The sequence below is a fragment of the Paenibacillus sp. 01L418 genome, assembly GCF_056400045.1.
In genome coordinates, this window is the sequence record NZ_JBFTSN010000050.1 from 1 (window position 1) to 15,810 (window position 15,810).

Sequence of the window (15,810 nt, forward strand, 5' to 3'; positions counted from 1 at the left end):
GCTTAGCAGCTATTTCGAGAAAGCAGTAAAGCTTCTACTCGAAAAATAGACGGATACGATGAACATGGAAACGGGGCTGCCCTAAAGTAGAAAATTCTACTTTGGGACAGCCCCTTTTTCCTATTGGCTCTATCGTTAACCGATTGAACCTTCCATTTCGACTATGACTAAATGAAGCTACTTAGAATACTAGGAAGGGAATAGAACAAACCTTCCTTTCATACAGTACTCTTAAAGATAATGTATCAAGGGAGGATTTCGCCATTGTTAGATCAGTCATTTGTAGCTCGTTCTCTAGAAGAAGTTAGGTTTTGGTCTCGTATTATGAAAGAGCATTCTCTTTTTCTTAAATTGGGTTTCCGATGTGAAGATACACAACTAATTAATGAAGCAAATCATTTCTATGCCGTTTTTGAATCAATCGAAAATAAATCTAATGCTTATACAATTGAAACAGATCCTACCGTAATTAAAAGATTCAATGAAGAAGTTTATACTGCTGTTTCTTACATTTGGGCTTTCAAAAGAAAAGTGCTCGGTTTAATTCTGACTTGCAAACTTCCAGGTGCAAACAACTTCCCATTGTTAGTTGATCATGTGAGCAGAGAAGCTAATTATTTCAGAAATCGTTTGTCGGAATTAAATTTAGGTCAGTTACAGCCACTGCCTGATGCTATTATCGACGAGAATGTTTTCTTTCTAAGAATCATGGCAGACCACGCCAAATTCATTAGTCACTTGCTTGATCCTTCAGAGCGACAGTTAGTGGAACAAGCGAATAACTTCAGTGAAGAATTTGACACGTTACTATTTCAAGCAAGGGACTTAGAGTCTATGCGACCTCAATCGCAAACTGTTCCGCTACTTGACCAATTTCTTGATCAAAATAGAGTGTCAGTTAAATCGCTTCGTGACTTTAAAAGTACAGCTCGAGACCTTATTGAAGCCTGCCGTATAAAAAGTATCATTCATCCGTTATTGGCGGATCATGTATTCCGAGAAGCAGAACATTTCCTCGTTATAATTGATATGTTTGAAAACAGTCTGACAGGTAAACCTGTTTAATCTTTGAATCATAGGGTTATTTCTATACAGTCTGTATTAGTTATCTCCTCGACCTAGCCAGTCGAGGATTTTTCGATGTCATTTTTTTTACTGTTCATTTATAATCATTTTTGATTTCCGTTTCCCCGATTTATTGCAGAAATTGCTTAAAGAAATAAAAAAAAGAATCCGTAGAAAATATCTACGGATTCACCGATTTACTAGCAAATAGAAATTCAAAGTAGTAGCGTATTTGACTAAACGGTATCAAAACGTTATCATACGATATTTTGAAACCGTTTAGCCCTTGATACGCCTACGTTTTTATTAACCGATTGAACCTTCCATCTCAAACTTGATCAAACGGTTCATCTCTACCGCATATTCCATCGGCAGTTCTTTCGTGAACGGCTCGATGAAGCCCATTACGATCATTTGCGTTGCTTCCGCTTCGCTCAGACCACGGCTCATGAGGTAGAACAGTTGATCCTCAGAAACCTTCGATACTGTTGCTTCATGCTCAAGTGTGATGTTATCGTTCAAAATCTCGTTATAAGGAATCGTATCTGACGTTGATTCATTATCGAGAATAAGCGTATCACATTTGATATTAGCTTTCGCGCCGTCGGAGTTGCGTCCGAAGGATGCAAGACCACGGTATGTTACTTTACCGCCATGCTTACTGATTGATTTGGAAATAATTGTCGAGCTCGTATCTGGTGCAAGGTGAGTCATTTTTGCCCCTGCATCCTGATGCTGGCCTTTGCCGGCAACGGCAATGGACAATACCATACCTTTTGCGCCGCGACCGCGAAGGACAACAGCTGGGTACTTCATCGTCAGCTTGGAGCCGATGTTTCCATCTACCCATTCCATCGTAGCATTCTCATCAGCTACCGCACGTTTAGTAACCAGGTTGTAGATATTCGGTGCCCAGTTTTGAATCGTAGTGTAACGAACGCGTGCATTTTTCTTAACCAAGATTTCAACTACCGCACTGTGCAAAGAGTTTGTGCTGTAAACGGGAGCTGTACAGCCTTCTACATAGTGAACGGAGCTGTCTTCATCGGCAATAATAAGCGTACGCTCAAATTGACCCATGTTCTCGGAGTTAATACGGAAGTATGCCTGCAAAGGCACTTCGCATTTTACGCCTTTTGGTACGTAGATAAAGCTTCCGCCTGACCATACCGCACTGTTCAAAGCAGCAAATTTATTGTCATTCGGAGGAATAATCGTTCCGAAATATTCTTTCATAAGCTCAGGATACTCACGAAGCGCAGTATCCGTATCTGTGAAGATAACGCCTTGCTTCTCAAGATCCTCTTGCATGCTGTGATAAACGACCTCGGACTCATATTGAGCCGATACGCCGGCTAGAAACTTTTGCTCAGCTTCTGGAATACCCAGCTTGTCAAATGTTTCTTTAATTTCGGAAGGAACTTCCTCCCATGTTTTCCCTTGCTTGTCTGAAGCACGAACATAATATTGGATGTCGTCAAAATCAAGCTCATCCATGTTGCCGCCCCATTTAGGCATCGGCATTTTGAAAAATTGCTCCAGTGATTTCAAGCGGAAATCCAGCATCCACTCCGGCTCACCTTTAATATCCGAAATCGTACGTACGATTTCTTCCGTTAAACCTTTGCCTGATTCGAATACGGCTTTGTGCTCGTCACGGAAACCATACTTATAATCTTCCATTTCCGGCATTGATTTAGCCATGGTCATTCACGCTCCTCATAAATCTAGTTTAATGTGATTCTTGCTGCTCGATCCCTTTGCGTAAAGCGTTCCACGCTAGTGTCGCACACTTAATTCTTGCAGGAAATTTGTTTACACCAGAAAGTGCATCCAATTCCTCATATTCATCAAATTCAACCGGTTCGCCTTTCATTAGAGCTGAGAATTTCTCAGCCATGGCAAGCGCCTCATCAAATGTTTTTCCTTTTATCGCCTCTGTCATCATCGATGCAGAGCTCATGCTGATCGAACAGCCTTCACCACTGAACTTCGCATTGGCAACTTTGCCGTCTACGACCTGCAGCTGCAGCGATATACGATCGCCACAAGTAGGGTTATTCAGGTTGATGGTAACTGATTCTTCATCCAAGGTTCCGCGATTTCTAGGATTTTTATAATGATCCATAATGACTCTGCGATATAAATCATCCAATTGCATGACCGAAGAACTCCTTTGTTTGTAGTAAGGCATCGGCTAAGCGGTCAATTTCATCTTCAGTATTATATAAATAAAAGCTTGCTCTTGCCGTTGCCGATACATTCAACCAACGCATTAGCGGCTGGCAGCAGTGATGGCCTGCACGAATCGCAATGCCTTTGGAATCAAGCACGGTCGCAACATCATGCGGATGTACATCATCCAAGTTGAATGTGATGAGTCCTACACGATTTTGCTTCGGACCGTACAATGTGATGCCTTCCAGCGAAGATAGCTTCTCGTAAGCATATGTGGCTAAACGTCTCTCATGCTGATCAATTTCATCTAGTCCAATTTCTTGTAGGAAGTCAATTGCAGCACCGAGTCCAACCGCACCCGCAATAATGGGAGTGCCGCCTTCAAAGCGGTACGGAATCTCTTTCCACGTAGACTCATAAAAATCAACAAAATCAATCATCTCGCCGCCATACTCAATCGGCTCCATCTTGTTAAGCAGTGCCTTCTTGCCATATAATGCGCCGATGCCGGTAGGACCACACATTTTATGACCAGAAAAAGCATAAAAATCAACATCCAAATCTTGGAGATCGATCTTCATATGCGGTGTGCTCTGTGCACCATCCACGACCATAATGGCACCATTACGATGTGCAATTTGGGTAATTTCTTTAATCGGATTTATAAGACCGAGCACGTTCGAGACGTAAGTGATGGAAACCACCTTCGTCTGTGGAGTGATCGTTTTCTCAATATCCTCAAGAGAAATGGTACCATCGGGCTGCATCGGGATATATTTCAACGTTGCGCCAGTGGCCTTAGCAGCTTGCTGCCACGGAATTAAATTACTGTGATGCTCCATCGGTGTGATGACAATTTCATCACCTTCACCGCATACACTGCGTGCATAGCTTGAAGCAACCAAGTTTAGTGCTGTTGTAGTACCGCGTGTGAAAATAATTTGCTCCGGTGCTCCCGCATTCAGAAACTTCGCTACCTTCTCGCGCGCTCCCTCATAGGCATCAGTCGCCCTGGAACCAAGTGTATGCACACCGCGATGAACGTTCGCGTTATCCAGCTCATAGTACCGATTAACCGCATCAATGACGGAGCGCGGCTTCTGCGAAGATGCCGCGCTGTCCAGATAAACGAGCGGGTGCCCGTTTATTTCTTGATGCAATATCGGGAACTGCTCCCGAATCGCATTTATATTCATCCCTCTAGCTTCCTTTCGAGCAAACGCTGAAGCTGACCGCGTACCGCCTCGACTGGAATTTCCGATACGACTGGAGCCAAAAAGCCGTAAATAATTAGACGTTCAGCGTCTTGCTTAGATATACCGCGAGACATTAGGTAATATACCTGCTCAGGGTTTACTTGCCCCACGCTTGCTGCGTGGCCTGCTGTTACATCATCTTCATCTATAAGCAAAATCGGATTGGCATCGCCGCGCGCTTTAGGGCTCAGCATGAGCACCTTCTCGGTTTGTACACCGTTCGCTTTCGTCGCACCCTTCTCGATTTTTGTAATTCCGTTGATGATCGCTGAAGCGGAATCCTTCATTACTGCACGTGTTACCATGTTGCTGTCGGAGCTTTTGCCGAAGTGAACGGCTTGCGTCGTCAAGCTGTTTTGTTGAGCATTTTTGCCTACGCTGATAACTTTTGCATCAGAAGTAGAGCCTGTGCCCTTCAACATGGATTTCGTGTCTGACAACGTATTTCCGTCATTCAAATCACCGATAATCCATTCCATTTGGCCGTCATTTTCAATAACCGAACGACGGATTGACATATCCACGCCCGTCTCAGCCATATGGTGAATGGAGCTGAAACGAACATGAGCGCCTGGCTTCACGAACACTTCAACAACAGATGGATGTACGAAAGGAGCACTGCTTGCTCCCGGTTCGGATACAACACAATCCACATATGTCACTCGGCTATTATTGTCCGCTACGATCAAGATATGCGGAGCAAATGTCGCTTCAGCATTATCATTGTAGAAAATCGCTTGAAGCGGCAGCTCGACTTCAACATCTTTAGGAACGTAAACGAATACGCCACCGTTCCAAAGTGCTGCATGAAGTGCTGTAAGCTTATCTTCGTCCTTCGCTACTGCTTGGAACAAATATTTTTGAACGAGGTCGCCATGCTCTTTGCATGCCGTCTCCAAATCTGTGAAAATAACGCCTTTGCTAGCCAATTCGTTTGAAAACTGATTCCATACGATGCCGGAATTACGTTGAACAAGCAAATTTTCAGTTCCTTCTGTGATCAATTCACGAACAGCTTGTGGAAGTTCGCTAATTGCTCCAACCGTTGTCGGTTGCTCGTAGTTTCCTAGTGCTGTCAAATTCCACCGTTCAATACGAACCTTCTCCGGCTTAGGCCATCCGAGTGTTCCGGCAAGGTCTGCCGCTTCTCCGCGCAGTTCAACAAGCCAGTTCGGCTCGCCTTTACTACGTGCCAGCGCTTCAGCAGCTTGACGGTTGGCCTGCGTTGATAGTTGTGTACTCATCCGTTTTGCCCCCTTCTCTGCTTAAGCCTGACCGACCGTTTCATCTTCGATTCCAAGCTCTTCTTTTACCCAATCATAACCTTCGTTTTCCAAACGCTCAGCCAGCTCAGGACCACCCGATTTAACGATACGGCCTTGCATCATAACATGTACATAGTCTGGAGTAATATAGTTAAGCAAACGCTGATAGTGAGTAATGATAAGGAAACCGCGATCTTCCGAACGCATAGCATTTACGCCTTGTGATACGATACGAAGTGCATCTATGTCAAGACCTGAATCGATCTCATCAAGAACAACGATTTTTGGATCAAGAAGCATCATTTGCAAAATTTCGTTACGTTTTTTCTCGCCGCCTGAGAAACCTTCGTTAAGGTAACGATGAGCGAATTCAGCATTCATTTCAAGCTCTTTCATTTTGCTTTCCATTTTGCGAATGAATTTAATCAACGAGATTTCATTGCCTTCGCCAAGACGTGCATTTAGCGCACTGCGTAGAAAGTCAGAGTTTGTTACGCCTGGAATTTCACTTGGATATTGCATTGCAAGAAACAAACCAGCAAGTGCGCGCTCATCAACACCCATTTCAAGGATGTCAGCGCCATCTAGTACTGCCGTTCCTTCTGTTACTTCATATTTAGGATGTCCCATCAAAGCGGATGCCAGTGTAGATTTACCGGTACCGTTCGGGCCCATGATCGCGTGAATTTCTCCACCTTTAATTTCTAGGTTAATACCTTTCAAAATCTCTTTTCCGTCGATAGCCGCTTTCAGACCATCAATGACAAAATGAGTAGACATAATATGCTGATCCCTCCAAGGTTGGTTTAATTCGCTCAGTCACTTCTATAAATAATAGACTTTCTATTATAGAGTGATTCTCAATGATTCTCAATAATCATTTTAATATAGTTTTTGTTATAAATCAATGTGAGATGTCTTTGATTCATTGATAATGTCTTTTTATTGTAGATATAAAACGAAAAGCTAAAGGTTGATTTCGGCTTATATTTCTCCTATTTCACCTTTAATCGGCAATTAGATGGGTTTTCCTCGTAAGATCCTTTGATCAAAATAAATCTTTTATGCCAATGCATTTTTAATTTTTTGAACTTCTGACAGAAATGTTTCTTCATCCAGTACAGGCAAAATCTTTGGAGATGGTATTTCATCTTCCATTCTTACCCAAGATTTGCATCCATTATAAGCAGGCCTCATCGAAATTTCCAAAGGCTTCTCCAATCGGTAAACTCGAAGCAATAAAACATGCAGCGGCTTGGTTTTTTTCCAGCGCAATCTTTCCTCTGCAAACGTATCTGTCCATATATGCAAATCGCGTAAACGATCGAGTGTTTCTTGATCCGTTACTTCAATATCTTCAACGACCTCAGCGTAAGCTTCTAGCTTAATCGTTTCCATGTCTATCGACCAATTCGCTAACGTTTCATCCAAACCGTCAACATATTGCTCCTTTAGAAGATGTTTCTTCTGGTGCTCGTAAGCAGGCATTAAATAAAAGCAGGGGCTAATAAGCTGAAAATCTCGCGTTTCTTCAATGATTCCGCCTTTACGCATAACGATAATTTGCTGCCCCTCTGCGAGCGCTTTTACACTGACAGCCCACTCTTTCAAAGCGATCGACTGTTGTTCTTTTTGTGCAGTCACTATACTTCCTCCATCCAACTTGTCTATAATTGATAACATTATATCAAATGAGGGTATTCCAAGGCGAAATAATATACATTATACTATGTTGAGATGAATACTGGGCATTGCTGCCCAACTACTATAAACCGGAGGTGGACAGCCGTGTCTGCATATCATCCATTATCAGAACAAGAAGCCATTCAAATAGCTCTTTCGCTTGACGGTTATTTCCCAGAGGGAGCAAGTTTAACCAGCCGAGAAATTGGAGACGGTAATTTAAACTTGGTTTTCCACATCGTTGATTCTAGCAGCGGCAAGAGCCTTATTATGAAACAGGCGCTTCCTTATGCTAAAGTTGTTGGGGAGTCTTGGCCACTTACACTCGATCGTGCACGTATTGAAAGTGATAAGCTTATTTTGGAAGGCGAGCTTGCTCCTGGACTCGTTCCAAACGTTTATAAATATGACCCAGAGCTCTATCTCACGATTATGGAAGATCTCAGCGATCATATTATCATGCGTCAAGGGCTGATTGGCGGAACACGTTATCCTAAATTCGCGGACGATATTTCAACATTTATGGCGCGGACTTTATTTTTCACCTCTGATCTTGGCATGAACCAGCAGGAAAAGAAGCAGCGCGTAAAAGCTTTTATTAATCCTGAGTTATGTAAAATAACAGAGGATCTTATATTCGACGATCCTTATACGAATTCGCCTAACAACAGCTTTGATCCAACTATTCAGGATGCTGCTGAGGCGCTTTGGCAGGATTCACAGCTTCATTTTGAAGTAGCGATTCTGCGTGACAAATTTTTAACAAATGCACAAGCGCTGTTGCATGGCGATCTTCATACGGGCAGTGTTTTCGTAACGCCTGAATCTACAAAGGTCATCGATCCTGAATTCGCTTATTATGGTCCAATTGGCTTCGACATCGGTGCTGTTATTGCGAATTTGCTTCTCAACTTTGCAGGACAAGAGCATTGGAGCACGGATACAGAAACGAGAAATGACTTCCGTCGTTATTTGACCGATTCGGTGCGTGATGTGTGGAACCTATTCGATCAAAAATTCCGTGCATTATGGGATGAGCATGGTCTCGATCGTATTGCTTCTTCAACACCAGGCTACCAAGATTACTATATGAATCGTTTGCTGCAGGACGCTGTTGGTTTTGCAGGCTGCAAAACCGTACGCCGAATCGTCGGTTTGTCTCATGTAATCGATGTAGATCGTATCCCTGATGCAGCTGCTAAACAGAAAGCTCAGCGCCTCGCTCTTGCTATTGGAACATCGCTGATTCGCAACAACCGCAATACGCAATCCATTGAGGAAGTTATCGACGTTGCCTTATCACTTGCAAATAAATGATTGAACACAGAGAGGAAATGACACCATGACAACAAATAATTATGCTGGCTTGCAATCGGTTATCTGGACCGAAGACAGGCTTGATTTACTTGACCAACGGCTTTTGCCAGAAGAAATCGTTTATTTGCCTTTAACGACTGCAGAGGATGTATGGGAAGCGATTCGCCACTTAAAAGTACGCGGAGCTCCAGCCATCGGCATTTCAGCAGCTTACGGAGTCGTTCTAGGCAGCCGAGATGAGCAAACCACTGAGGCATGGCTCGCGCAAGTCGTCAAGCAAGCAGAATATCTTGCGACTTCAAGACCAACCGCAGTTAACTTGTTCTGGGCACTTGATCGCATGAAAGCAGCTGCCGCTTCTTACATCGAGAAAGGCTTGTCGCTTGAGGAAAGCAAAGCCGCTTTGCTAACGGAAGCAATCGCGATTCAAAGCGAAGATGAAGAAACAAACAGAATGATCGGTGAACATGCACTATCATTGTTTAAAGATGATATGGGTGTATTGACACACTGTAATGCTGGCGGCTTGGCTACGGCTAAATACGGCACAGCTCTTGCACCCTTCTACTTAGCCTTGGAACGCGGTATTACACTGCGTGTATATGCTGACGAGACGCGTCCTGTCCTTCAAGGCGCTCGGTTAACTGCATTTGAATTACAGCAGGCAGGCGTCGATGTTACGCTTATTTGCGACAACATGGCTGGTATGATTATGGCTAAGGGCTGGGTAGATGCGGTTATCGTAGGTACTGACCGCGTTGCTGCAAACGGTGATGTAGCTAACAAAATCGGAACGTACAGCGTAGCTGTACTCGCTAAAGCTCACGGCATTCCTTTTTATGTAGCGAGTCCTCTTTCCACAATTGATTTGAATACGCCGACTGGTTCTGAAATTCCAATTGAAGAGCGCAATGCGGAAGAAATTACAGAAGGCTTCGGCAAGCGTACAGCCCCTCAGGGCATTAAAGTATACAATCCGGCCTTCGACGTAACGCCTAATGAATATGTAACAGCCATTATTACTGAAAAAGGCATCGTCCAAGCGCCATACGATGTTAATCTTCGCAAACTTTTTGAATAATCATTAGAGAATAAAAGCCCTAATCTGTTGTTCGCGGCATTCACGCGTACAGCTTGATTGGGGCTCTTTGTTTTCTTTTGGTTAAAGCATCAATTGGAGCGCTTCCGAGCCCTTCATGCCTACTACAACACCCTTTGTCTCTGCTGTTAAAGTAACGGATTCCAAAGGGGCTTCCATCAACTCTTCCAACGTTTTTACTCCAACAGCTCTGCCAGCTATAATTTCCCGGTCTTTGAGTCGCTCATTAAGCAGAGAAACATCAAGCGCACCGCACATAATATATCCTTTGTCCGTCATGATAGCGAGCAAAGTTGTTTTGGGCAGCTTCACTTCAACGCCAAGAACGGTTTCTCCATTCTCCAGTGTGAAAGGAACCATCCGCATCATATAGGATCCACCCCCTTCTTTTACATAATGTAAAAGGCAATGCACTGCAACATCAGTATATGCAAAAGTAAGTTTGCAGTGTTGGATGTTTGCTTATTTATGCAGTGGTTGAGGGGTGAAATCACAAATGCGATCACAAGTTGATAAGTGAATCAATCTGCACTGTCGGCTCTTGTTGCATGTTGGGAGCCACATGAAACAGAGTTTTCATTACCCTAAAAAATTCAACTCTTCTTTAATTTTCTTTATCTCATTTATAGCATGTTCAATCAAATTTCTATTGATTTTTTCACCTGTGTATACATTGTAATCATCAATTACTTCTATTAGATATTCCTTCAATTCGGTATCAGACTTATCCAGCAATTCTATACCATGCCATTCTCCATCCCAAATCGCAGCAACACGCTGCCTATCATCATCATTTGATTCGTCAAAATAAAATACCCAATAATTATACTTCTTATTGATTTTCATCTCCTCATCTCCCTAAAATGAAACCGTGATATGTACCTCTCCCGACTGAAGTCCAAATGAAGTTATCTATCTGCATTATATGATTGGGAGAAAATTGACCCAATGATCTATCGTAACTCCTGCTTACATCAATAATTTCCTTTCATGTTGAGTTTTCGATGAAACACTTGTTTTAATATATTCGCAAATGTCGATATTCACTTTATTTATCCTCAAATTTATGTGGCTCAATAACAAAACTTTTTAAAATATATCCACACTTCATACAAATTACATGAGTAACATCTGATCCTAAAGTTAGTATTTTTTTCATAGGGTATACTCTGGCTTCACCGTGCGACTTACCTTTCCCAAAGTTGGTTCCTCCACATTCGGGACAAACTTCTTCTTTTTTCATCTCGAACCTCTCCCTTTGAACTTAACCTTTCCTTGCCTTTCTAATCAAACTAATCACAACAAAACGGATACTTACTATCCTTATACTTATACTTACACGTCAGGCACTCCTGCACCTTACCTCTTCAAAAAAGAAAATCAACAGGTTAACAAACTCGGATGTTTTTCATTTTAACTTATAGCAGCCTACTTATCGGCAATATGGCATGATGCAAATGTCCTGCTAAATGGTATTTGTATTTACGGACTTCTAACGAAGATACTTCAGTCGAAAAAGAGACACCAGTTAATTCCCAGAATTTATGCCCATCTAATTGATAACCAATATAGAAGCCGTCCTATGGCCTCCTATAACTACAACATCGTCACCTTCACTCAAGCTCCTCAGCACCCTTTATATGTATTTACATCATTCAAAACATTTCTCCTCCCTATGAAATAACCATTTCACCAAACCTTCCTAACTTTCCAATAATTATACAATTTGGCATATAATTTGTCTCAAACTATGTCGAAACAAAATTAATCAAAAAAAGACTCCCCTCAAAGTGGAAAGCCAGCTACATATATTTCTCACAATCACAATTCAACTCAACAAACTCACAAACTGGTCTCAAGATTAGTAAAAAACTAGTCATTTAAAAAAGTTTACACTTAATTTTCATTTAAGATAATAATCATGAAAAACCAAATGAAAGCCTGTCATGATAGGGCTTTTTTGTGTTTTTCGAGGGTTTTGGACCCCCTTCTTTTACATAATGTAAAAAGCAAGGCACTGCAACATCAGTATATGCAAAAGTAAGTTGGCATTATTGGATGTTTGCTTATTTATGCTCCTGCATTCTTCTGAAAATGCTAGGCTCTAATTATGTTTCTCCAATGACAAATCCCTTCGATCTTCATTTTGTATGGTTCTTCTTCTCTCTCTAGTCTATTACCCATAGAAATTGCATGATCGTATGTCGTCTTGTTTAAAAGATATTTCTCACCTCAGGCAGATGTCCAAGCGGGCAGGTTAATGCCTGCATTAAATAGTTAGAAATTATAAATAGGAGGGATTTAGGTATGGGTTGTAATAATTCTGCAACTGCTTTAACTTGTTGTGCTGATAAAAACTTTGTACAAGATAAAGTATGTACACCATGGAGTGGCACCGTTGTCGCTGCTGATGTCCTAGTTGTCGTCTTCACAAATAATATTAACCAAAATATAGTTGGTACTGGATATTTGCAATACGACATCGGTCCAGATGATATTACATTTGATTTTCTCGACAGCACGGGAAATCCAATCAATGCTGCTCCATTTACACTCTCTCCCGGAACGAGTCTTGCTTTTACGTATAGGCGCTTCAGTGCCATTCAAATAACGCTTCCAGCAGCTTCACCAGGTACCTATCAAGGGGAGTTCTGCATAACTACCCGTTACCCTGTCCAATAAAATAATGAGTGGAGGGATAAAGGAATATGTGTGAAACAAATTCTACACTTAGTTGTTGCTCAGATAAAGTCATTGTGCAAGATAAAGTGTGCTCAAATTGGCAATTAGCTGCAGCTGGGACCCAAATCATTTATTCGGACAATATATCACAAACCATCAATGGTACAGGATATGTTAAATATGAAACCGGTACAGCACCATTAACAGTAAACTTCTTCAGAACAGGAATCGTAGCAGCTATTCAAACCATAGTTATTCCTGTTGGAGGCAGTGCATCATTTACGGTAGCACGATTTAATACCATTTCCTTAACTACGACGGCAGCAGCACAAGGGGAGTTTTGTATTACTGTCCGTTATAGTCTTTAATCTTATAACTTAATAATAATGGGTGGTTCTTCATTTATTGAAGAACCACCCTTTATTATTGTTCATTTAATGGAATGGGGTTTGAATGCAGACCAATCGTAGTTGAAATTACATATTTTCCTTCAATATAAAGTAACTCATTACCTTTTGCAGAAACTTTTACAGATTTAATGCCTTCACCAATAAAATTAACCGTATTACCAGGTGGTACAATCATTAGTTTAGTTTCTGTACCAACAATTTCTACTTCCAAAGGATCTGTGCTCGATGGACTCGAGTATATAGTAATTTGCGCCACCTTAACTTTTGCTTCAATATCTGTTTCCCATATTTGAAGTCCCGTTAGATTACCTTGAAGTAATATATTTCCACAGCATTCTTTTTCGACCAGCATAGTCGCAGGATCAACGCAAGGTGAATCCGGGCAAGGACACGGCCTAGGCCTTGGACATGGTCTCGGTCTTGGCCTGTGACATCGCTTAGGAGGACACGGAAATATCGGGAAACATCTCTTCCTTCGGGCTCTTTTTTTACAGCATTTTTTCTTTATTATATATTTTGATTTTTGCTTATTTATTTGAATAAAAGAGGGTTTCACCATGAGAACATTCATTAATTCAAATAAGGGCTTTTTCTTTGAACAGAATCTCCTTTTCAGCATATTCCCCCCTCTTTCAAAAAAACCATATTCCAGTTCATACTTATATTAAATGTATCTTTCCGGCACATGGTTATACATTATCTGAATTTATTCCAAAAGAAGTCATATGCCTAGTAGATTTGACCTCCATTAACGAAATGAATGATTGAATATTACGTAAGTTCGTGCATAGACCAAACTACACCATTTGTAGAACCGCCGCCTATATTAAGTGATATTGTCAGACCGTTCGCATTGTAGTAAAGCCCAATAACATCTCCAGCGGAGAGCGTAACCTCACCTGCCAAAGTTACTGTTCCATTACCAAGTACAGCTCTTAAGGTTAGAAGCAATGCAATATTAACATTCAAAATAGGTAATAATCCAGTAACCAAACTTGTTGTAGTAGGCGATGTTCTTTGAACTAGAAAGAAAGGGTTTACTCCAGCTCCGAGGCTTACGCCAATAGCTGCAGTGGTTATATAATTTACTGTTGCTAAAATAGAATATCTACCAGTGACCGGTATCGTGTAATTGCCTGTTGCGGCATTGAAATTCGCATTTCCATAATAAGGATTCGCTACAGACCAGTTAATAAGCTGACCCGTTGCTGATAAAGTAAGAGAAGACAAAAATGCTGAAAATCCTTCAGCAGCAAAGTTCGGACCAGTGGCTCCTGTCGCACCTGTCGCACCTGTTGCTCCCGTTGCACCCGTTACTCCTACTCCTGTTGCTCCTGTTGCGCCAGTTGTACCAGTCACTCCTACTCCCGTCGCTCCTGTAGCGCCGGTTGCTCCTGTTGCACCCGTCACTCCCACTCCCGTCGCTCCTGTAGCTCCGGTTGCCCCTGTTGCTCCTGTCACTCCTACTCCCGTAGCTCCCGTCGCTCCTGTAGCGCCGGTTGCCCCGGTTGCTCCGATCACTCCCACTCCCGTCGCTCCTGTAGCGCCGGTTGCCCCGGTTGCTCCGATCACTCCCACTCCCGTAGCTCCTGTAGCGCCGGTTGCTCCGGTCACTCCTACTCCCGTAGCTCCTGTCGCCCCAGTTGCACCCGTCACTCCTACTCCCGTCGCACCTGTAGCTCCGGTTGCTCCCGTTGCACCCGTTACTCCCACTCCCGTCGCTCCTGTAGCGCCGGTTGCCCCGGTTGCACCCGTCACTCCTACCCCTGTCGCTCCTGTCGCTCCTGTAGCTCCGGTTGCCCCTGTTGCTCCTACTCCCGTCGCTCCTGTGGCACCTGTGGCCCCGGTTGCTCCTGTCACTCCTACTCCAGTAGCTCCTGTCGTGCCCGTCGCCCCTGTTGCACCCGTCACTCCTACTCCCGTCGCTCCTGTCGTGCCTGTTGCCCCGGTTGCACCCGTCACTCCCACTCCCGTCGCTCCTGTCGTGCCTGTTGCCCCGGTTGCACCCGTCACTCCCACCCCTGTCGCTCCTGCCGTGCCTGTTGCCCCGGTTGCACCCGTCACTCCCACYCCTGTCGCTCCTGTAGCGCCGGTTGCYCCCGTTGCACCCGWTACTCCTACTCCCGTCGCTCCTGTAGCTCCGGTTGCCCCAGTTGCTCCTGTCACTCCTACTCCCGTCGCTCCTGTCGTGCCCGTTGCCCCAGTTGCACCTGTCACTCCTACTCCCGTGGCTCCTGTCGCCCCTGTCGCTCCTGTTGCCCCTGTTACTCCCGTTGCTCCCGTTGCTCCTGTCGGCCCTGTCGGCCCTGTCGCCCCTGTCGCCCCTGTCTCCCCAGTTGCTCCTGTCACTCCTGTTACTCCCGTTGCACCCGTCGCCCCTGTTTCACCTGTCGATCCCGTCGCGCCAGTTATCCCCTTCTTACGCGTCCCGTCGCAGCTTAATGAACCGGAACAGGAACAGTTGCTACTTGAACATTGCGATCTGTTAAGTTTTGAGCTGCCACAATACATATCCATTAGCCCCATCCTTTGTACAACAATCTCGAATTCATATATCACAAAAAATCAGAATCGATGAAAATTTTCAATTCCAATTTCCCTATCATTAAATCTATATAAAACTTATCATTTAAAATAAAAATTCTGCCAGAAACAAAAAAACCTCTACCCCTCTATCGGCAGACTCTATTAATAGTAAATGAATTTTCCTCAGTTATTGATTGTACTCAAGCCTTATTTTCTAAATAATAGTCATTTGTAGCATACCTAAAAATAGAGCCACCTCTACCTTCAATAAGGCAAAGTGACTCTATCATTTTCACTACTTTTAACCTGTCTAACCCTGCCCATACTAA

The 15,810-nt window shown here is 43.2% G+C and carries 16 protein-coding genes; 5 read left to right on the top strand and 11 right to left on the bottom strand.

Going from position 1 to position 15,810, the window contains the following annotated elements; translation table 11 throughout:
* The first annotated feature begins 264 nt into the window (after positions 1-264).
* The gene (locus AC1DSE_RS09680) at positions 265-1,065 is read left to right on the top strand and encodes a DUF2935 domain-containing protein (protein WP_477527628.1); all 801 of its coding nucleotides are present in this window, start codon (positions 265-267) and stop codon (positions 1,063-1,065) included.
* Positions 1,066-1,371: 306 nt separating this feature from the next.
* Here the strand turns inward: AC1DSE_RS09680 and sufB are convergent, their stop codons facing one another.
* From sufB to AC1DSE_RS09710, 6 genes are all read right to left on the bottom strand, one after another.
* Positions 1,372-2,769, bottom strand: coding sequence for a Fe-S cluster assembly protein SufB (gene sufB / locus AC1DSE_RS09685; RefSeq protein ID WP_076270269.1), 1,398 nt, complete (start codon positions 2,767-2,769; stop codon positions 1,372-1,374).
* Positions 2,770-2,797: 28 nt separating this feature from the next.
* Positions 2,798-3,226 (bottom strand): Fe-S cluster assembly sulfur transfer protein SufU, encoded by a 429-nt coding sequence (sufU, locus tag AC1DSE_RS09690; RefSeq protein ID WP_441909156.1) that lies wholly within the window; start codon positions 3,224-3,226, stop codon positions 2,798-2,800.
* Entirely contained in the window at positions 3,213-4,439 is a 1,227-nt protein-coding gene (locus AC1DSE_RS09695; RefSeq protein ID WP_477510580.1) for a cysteine desulfurase, read from the bottom strand. Before AC1DSE_RS09695 ends, sufU begins: the two co-directional genes overlap by 14 nt.
* Positions 4,436-5,743 carry a Fe-S cluster assembly protein SufD gene (gene sufD, locus AC1DSE_RS09700; RefSeq protein WP_339204088.1) on the bottom strand — a complete coding sequence of 436 codons (1,308 nt, stop codon included), beginning with the start codon at positions 5,741-5,743 and terminating at the stop codon, positions 4,436-4,438. The genes AC1DSE_RS09695 and sufD overlap by 4 nt, the downstream gene beginning before the upstream one ends.
* 21 nt (positions 5,744-5,764) lie before the next feature.
* Positions 5,765-6,544, bottom strand: coding sequence for a Fe-S cluster assembly ATPase SufC (gene sufC / locus AC1DSE_RS09705; protein WP_076270273.1), 780 nt, complete (start codon positions 6,542-6,544; stop codon positions 5,765-5,767).
* A 282-nt stretch (positions 6,545-6,826) separates the two neighbouring features.
* Complete coding sequence (locus AC1DSE_RS09710; RefSeq protein ID WP_477510579.1) at positions 6,827-7,408, bottom strand: DUF1802 family protein; 582 nt, start codon at positions 7,406-7,408, stop codon at positions 6,827-6,829.
* 144 nt (positions 7,409-7,552) lie between these two features.
* On the opposite strand from AC1DSE_RS09710, the gene mtnK reads away from it, so the two are divergent.
* Positions 7,553-8,764, top strand: coding sequence for an S-methyl-5-thioribose kinase (gene mtnK / locus AC1DSE_RS09715; RefSeq protein ID WP_477510578.1), 1,212 nt, complete (start codon positions 7,553-7,555; stop codon positions 8,762-8,764).
* A 25-nt stretch (positions 8,765-8,789) separates the two neighbouring features.
* Positions 8,790-9,845 carry an S-methyl-5-thioribose-1-phosphate isomerase gene (gene mtnA, locus AC1DSE_RS09720; RefSeq protein ID WP_076270276.1) on the top strand — a complete coding sequence of 352 codons (1,056 nt, stop codon included), beginning with the start codon at positions 8,790-8,792 and terminating at the stop codon, positions 9,843-9,845.
* Between the two features lie 81 nt (positions 9,846-9,926).
* Here mtnA and AC1DSE_RS09725 read toward each other — a convergent pair whose 3' ends face one another.
* From AC1DSE_RS09725 to AC1DSE_RS09735, 3 genes are all read right to left on the bottom strand, one after another.
* Entirely contained in the window at positions 9,927-10,232 is a 306-nt protein-coding gene (locus AC1DSE_RS09725) for a YunC family protein (RefSeq protein WP_076270277.1), read from the bottom strand.
* 210 nt (positions 10,233-10,442) lie between these two features.
* Complete coding sequence (locus AC1DSE_RS09730) at positions 10,443-10,709, bottom strand: hypothetical protein (RefSeq protein ID WP_441885453.1); 267 nt, start codon at positions 10,707-10,709, stop codon at positions 10,443-10,445.
* Between the two features lie 202 nt (positions 10,710-10,911).
* Positions 10,912-11,106, bottom strand: a complete 195-nt coding sequence (locus tag AC1DSE_RS09735) for a transcription initiation factor TFIIIB (protein WP_477510577.1) — start codon at positions 11,104-11,106, stop codon at positions 10,912-10,914.
* 1,064 nt (positions 11,107-12,170) lie between these two features.
* Here AC1DSE_RS09735 and AC1DSE_RS09740 point away from each other — a divergent pair.
* Complete coding sequence (locus AC1DSE_RS09740) at positions 12,171-12,545, top strand: DUF3992 domain-containing protein (protein WP_441885457.1); 375 nt, start codon at positions 12,171-12,173, stop codon at positions 12,543-12,545.
* A gap of 26 nt (positions 12,546-12,571) precedes the next feature.
* Positions 12,572-12,913 (top strand): DUF3992 domain-containing protein, encoded by a 342-nt coding sequence (locus AC1DSE_RS09745; protein ID WP_076270281.1) that lies wholly within the window; start codon positions 12,572-12,574, stop codon positions 12,911-12,913.
* A gap of 55 nt (positions 12,914-12,968) precedes the next feature.
* Here the strand turns inward: AC1DSE_RS09745 and AC1DSE_RS09750 are convergent, their stop codons facing one another.
* Together AC1DSE_RS09750 and AC1DSE_RS09755 are read right to left on the bottom strand one after the other, a co-directional pair.
* The gene (locus AC1DSE_RS09750) at positions 12,969-13,574 is read right to left on the bottom strand and encodes an S-Ena type endospore appendage (protein WP_477510576.1); all 606 of its coding nucleotides are present in this window, start codon (positions 13,572-13,574) and stop codon (positions 12,969-12,971) included.
* 152 nt (positions 13,575-13,726) lie between these two features.
* Positions 13,727-15,472, bottom strand: a complete 1,746-nt coding sequence (locus AC1DSE_RS09755) for a collagen-like protein (RefSeq protein WP_477527629.1) — start codon at positions 15,470-15,472, stop codon at positions 13,727-13,729.
* Positions 15,473-15,810 lie beyond the last annotated feature (338 nt).